Below are 5,240 nucleotides of genomic sequence, written 5' to 3' on the forward strand. Positions count from 1 at the left end.
ACATCATAGTAAAAATCGCATCGCCTTTTCTAACTAGCGTATATCCATCATGATAGACGTCCTGTATCAAAGACAGCATAATAAACTGCCTATTACTAGGCAAATTGCGCTATTGGATACCAATTTGAGCTACTAAAAGGAATACTTTAGCCGCTCATATTCGTTATAATCCGTTCACCAATCAAAAACTACTAATCGTTAATGAGGAAACCACTATGGTGAAGTGTCACTTATCGACCATCATGGGCGAAAGACGCCTTAAAATTGCCGATGTCGCAAGAGATACTGGTATCAATCGTGGCACCATTACTCGCATGTATCATGAAGAAGCCACCCGAGTTGATCTAGATATCATCGAGTCTTTATGCACGTATCTTAGAATCAATGTTGGTGATTTATATGAAATCATAAATGAGGACAGCAGTGAATCACCTGAGTGAACACCTTCGCTCATAAGACATTATCACCTTTAAAAGTATAAAAAGACCTATAGAAGGTCATTTTCTCTTGCAATAGATTAAAATATAGGTATAATTTGACCTGTAGTAAGTCATTTTATCCATTATTTATACACAATAATCTACAGGAGAATACCAATGAATAACAATCTATCTCGGCTCAACAGCTGCGCTTGGTTTAGTGAACAGACTAAAGCTTTAGCCTCTCAGCTGTTATTCAGCTTACAAGTACAGCAAGGCGTACAACTGGCATCATTACTTGGTGTTGACGCTATTCTTTATAATGATGAAGCGATTTATGTCTGGGTGCAACGACAGATAGATGACGGTCTTATGATTGATGATTATGCGTTAAGTACCCTTGAAACTGCTTTTATAGAGTTGGTCACAGCTCATACTGACCAAGCAGCCTAGTCACTTTAGCTTATATTTACAGACTTCTTGTTTAACAAGAAACAATAACCCTTAAAGCCAGATAAAGTGTCATTATCTGGCTTTTTAATATAGACAAAGATAACGACAATCAAACAAGCCTTTTTTCAGTCTTATATGTTTCAGAAGACGCACTTTTGGGCAATATAGCTCGCTATTACCATACGTCTTTACTCAGTCGGCTTTGCACGCGGCACCCCAGCTATTTTATAATAAACAAAGCCTCTCTCATCTCTCAAAACACTCTTACTGTCTGCTCTAACGCACCAGCTGATTGCATCAGGCTGCTCTTTATTAACATCACAAGCCAAAATAAACTGCGCACTTTGAGCATTATTAAAGGCCTGTTTCCAACCCGTTTCAAGCTCATCGATGCCGCGCTGTAGCTCTGCTTGCTGGTATTTCATCTCTGCAATCTCATCAAAGCTTGGCACATACCAAAATACCAGAGCCACCAAACTTATTATCACAGCCATCGTACCCGCTGCGACAGCGGCTGCAATCCTTTTAATACTCATAGTCTCAATGGACTTATGAATTTTGTCCAAGTCTTTACTAGCTCTAGCCTCGACCTGCTCAATCCGCGTTTTGGTGGTGGTCTCAAAGGTCTCAATATCTTCAATAATCTGCTTATGACCAGCTTGGTACTGATTGGTGAATAGGGCTAGATTGTCCGCGCTTGCGCTAAGTTTATCAGCAACTCCTTGCATGGTACTGATTTGTACCTCTATGCTATCGTTTTTAGCAGTGACGACCGACTCTACAGCCGTATCAATCTGCTGTTTCATATCGGTGATGATGCCCGCTATTTTGTCATCATAACGACGCGGCATCTCATTGTCAGTAAAAGCAGTCACTGCCGCTTGTAGCTGCTTTAACACGAGTTCTTGATACTGGCTCAATGCCTGCGAAGTCGTGCTTGCGCTACTACCTAATTCTTCAATGGCAGAAGACACCTCATTCACCTTGCTATCAATACCGCTAAGCGAACGCTCAAGCCGCCTCGCTACCGCATCATCGGCTCGCTTAATCAGCTCACGCAAGGCCCCAATGACCGGAGTCAATGAAGTCACTAGGTTAACAAGTTGATCGTGTATGTCTTGCTCATTGCTATTGTCTTTATTCATGGGGTACTCATTATTATAATGCCGCCTAAAATGGGCGTGGTGAGGAGTAGCGGCGTGTTTGTGCTTGTTCATGCGCTTGGATGGCGTTCTTCGTTTTTTGCAGGTGATCTGTCACAGTTTGTGTGAGCGTTGCCCCATCTATGGTGATAGCAGGAACGTGCTCAAAGCGCTCATTGATTTTCGTTAACACCTCGACCTTATCTTGATTGTCAGGCAAGCGCTCAAGCTGTTGCCATAGCGTCGTTGCTGCCTTCTGCACCTGCGTTGCAATTTTTTTAGCATCGGTGTCTCGTAAACTTTTTTGTAGTGTCGTAAAGCTGTCAGTGTGTTTTAGAGTAGTGAATATAAATGCTTGTGCGGCAACCGCCTCAGCCGCGTTGATCACTTCGATCGGTGCATCAACGGCCTTAAAATCAAGGGTATTAACGCGGTTACGCACCCGTACCACTAAATTGTCAAATCGATCTCGATATGCTTTGGTCTCATTGATTCGCTGACGCTTAAGAGATGCCTGCTGCCGCCTCTGTTTTAAGGTTTCTCGCCGCCTGATCAAAGCCTCCTCTCGTGCGCGCTCAGCCTCTTTCTTAAGCTTTGCTTGCTCATGCGCTTTGTTGAGCTGATATTGCAGCGCCATAGTACGGCTGCGCCAGTCCTCAAGCCGATCTGCATTCAATTGAGTAGTCTTGGTACTTATGATTTCATCGTATAAATCATCATCTTGCACGATCACCGCCTCACTTTGATCCAGTAAGGCGATACGCTGCTCATAAAACGGTGATAAGCGCTGATAAGTCTTTTTACTGGTATTAATTTGCTGCTTTAACTGTTTGATGTCTTCATTATTGGTGGTCTTAAACGCTTTAACATCAGCGGCCAATGCCGTCAAACGAGTGTCAGCATCCGCGTCTATCTCTACCGCTTTTAACGTACTGAGCGCCTCACGTTCTTTTTCAAGGTACTTAAAGCGCTCAACGTCCAGATCTGCAAATGCAGCAAACTTATGATAAGTATCCATGTTATTGGTGATATCTATCTCTTGTAGATCCGCAAACGCTTGATCCCACTGTAAGGATAAGTCGGATTTTTCAATATCAATCTCATCAAGAGCTTTAAAGCCAGTCGCCAGTTTATTCAGCTTTGCGGCAAAGGGTTTTAGCGTGGCCTTCAACCCTTTGTAGTCAGCAATGACTTCATTATTAAGCGGGATCAGCTTTTCTAGCATCGCTTTATTATTCAGCACTATTTTATCAATCTGTGACAGTTGCTTCTCAAGACTTGTAACGGCGCGGCCTGTTTGTAGGGTATCATCTTGTCTAAACTCCTCAACCAACACTAAAGCCGTCTTTAGTGCCTCACTTTGCTCTTTTGTGCTTATCTGCCTGGCAAGCTCAATCATTTTTTGGCGGGACGTGCTGTAATCCTGTCCCACCTCCTCGGTGAACCGCTGGGTACTCTTAATGTTTTTATCAATAGTAATAATCTGTTTAGACTGGTGCGCTAACTCTTCATGCAGCGCATCAATGGTTGAAAATAAGGCGCTGCGTACCATCTTTTTTTGACTCACAAAGTCGGCTGAGATTGCTAAAAGCTCATCAAGTGCGTGATCATTGGCCGCATCACTATGCGTCTGACTGTTACTTTTAGGGATAGCGGGTTCAAGTTCAACGGCAGGATCTACAAATCGGATATTACTGAGCTCAATTCGCGCAAAGGGTTTACGCTTTTTATAATGTATTGTGACGCCGTTAACCTCTTGTTCATTGCTTTCTAGGTCAATACGTCCCTTGTCGTCGTACTCAATTACTAAACCATTTTTTTCAATGTAAGCATTGATCTCATCAATCGTCTCGTTGTATTCGTGAATCACTGAACGATTGCCTTTGAGAATATCCTTATATAGTGATTTACCCAGTTTCATTTTTGGCAAACGATTGATGCCCAGCTCACGGTAGGATTTCTCACTAATGGTTTTATTCTTAGGCAGTAGCTCATTGGCCATATCCGCCCAAAGGGTGCGTTGATATTTAAGCTCATCGCCGCGTCCGTTTAACCCCTTAGATAACCGCTCCTCCGTTGACCACTGCAACCAATTCTTGCGTGCTGATAAAGCATAACCCTCAACATCCGCTACTATCTCACGGCTTGAGAGTAAAATATGGGCATGAAAGTTACGACTGGTCAGCTCAACCACTTCAACCTCCCCCACATGTTTCTCGTGACTGTGGGGCCGATGAATGGCCACATCGACAAGCACGTTATAGCGATCAGATAAGGTTTGAGCGTAGCGCTCGACCAGAACTATACGCTGATCCGCGGTGATCCCATCAGGAAACATCACATCAATCTCAGTACCCAATTGCGCGTTTTTACGAGTCTCAATGCGTTCGATATCATTCCAAAAACCCTCACGTGTCACTGCTAGATCCCCAGCAAGAGTTGGCGTTATCAACGCCGTATGCACCACATTTTTCTCAACAACTTGCGTGTATTTAGTACCATCACTGTCCACTAAATTTAAGATTTTGTCTTTAGCTTTACTGGTGTAATCGTGGACGACTCCTGACTGTTCATCAACCAGTTTTGAGCCAGAATTATAAGCCGACTTTGCCACCACGCTATGATTTTTCGCCTTACTAACGGCGCTAACCGACAAATGAAACCCTTTATTATTCATAGCAAAAAAACCGAACATTGAGAGATGATTTTTTGGGGGTTGTAGGGGGTTCGCCCCCTGCCGAACGACGGAGTTTATGTAAAAAATAGTACCCCTTGTGGGTCTTTTTTACATAAACTCCTAAGTTCGCTCTTAACAGAGGGTTAAAATACTACTGCGCCCACGAAACGATGTGGTCTTGTGTATTTTACTACCTTGCATACCTATGTATGTACTGCTAGGATCAACTCTATCATAGTTGGCTAAAAAAAGGATGAGGTAATGTCAGTAATATCAGATGATTTATTCGCAAATAAGATTAAGCAATTACAGGCTCTTAAAAAAGAGATTGATCAGGACAGGCTTGAAGCACATAAAATATTGGGGGAGTGGTTGGCCAACGCATTAGACGATGATGATAATCATGAACTGCAAGCTATTTTTTTAGACGCACACGATAATGAAAAATATGCTCGTTTGAAAAAGCACCGTGAATTTTTAAAATCAATCGCTCATAAGATTCAAAGTGAAGCTAAGGAAACACCAAGCAGCTTTACACCACCTAAAAAC

At 42.8% G+C, this 5,240-nt stretch carries 5 protein-coding genes; 3 read left to right on the forward strand and 2 right to left on the reverse strand.

The genetic code is table 11. The features are described from left to right. Nucleotides 1-215 precede the first annotated feature (215 nt). Together JMX93_RS14190 and JMX93_RS14195 are read left to right on the forward strand one after the other, a co-directional pair. The gene (locus JMX93_RS14190; RefSeq protein ID WP_045448313.1) at nt 216-440 is read left to right on the forward strand and encodes a helix-turn-helix domain-containing protein; all 225 of its coding nucleotides are present in this window, start codon (nt 216-218) and stop codon (nt 438-440) included. Nucleotides 441-596: 156 nt separating this feature from the next. Continuing rightward, on the forward strand, nt 597-872 hold the full coding sequence (locus tag JMX93_RS14195; protein ID WP_045448311.1) for a hypothetical protein: 276 nt from the start codon (nt 597-599) through the stop codon (nt 870-872). Nucleotides 873-1,060: 188 nt separating this feature from the next. Here JMX93_RS14195 and JMX93_RS14200 read toward each other — a convergent pair whose 3' ends face one another. Beyond that, entirely contained in the window at nt 1,061-2,017 is a 957-nt protein-coding gene (locus tag JMX93_RS14200) for a hypothetical protein (protein WP_087813584.1), read from the reverse strand. Nucleotides 2,018-2,042: 25 nt separating this feature from the next. Then, nucleotides 2,043-4,691: a MobA/MobL family protein gene (locus JMX93_RS14205; protein ID WP_240216899.1), complete on the reverse strand. Its 2,649-nt coding sequence runs from the start codon at nt 4,689-4,691 to the stop codon at nt 2,043-2,045. A gap of 261 nt (nt 4,692-4,952) precedes the next feature. Here JMX93_RS14205 and JMX93_RS14210 point away from each other — a divergent pair. Next, a partial coding sequence (locus JMX93_RS14210; protein ID WP_499205088.1) for a hypothetical protein occupies nt 4,953-5,240 on the forward strand: 288 nt, incomplete at its 3' end.

The sequence above is a fragment of the Psychrobacter muriicola 2pS genome (genome assembly GCF_904846535.1).
GTDB classification, from domain to species: Bacteria; Pseudomonadota; Gammaproteobacteria; order Pseudomonadales; family Moraxellaceae; genus Psychrobacter; species Psychrobacter aquimaris.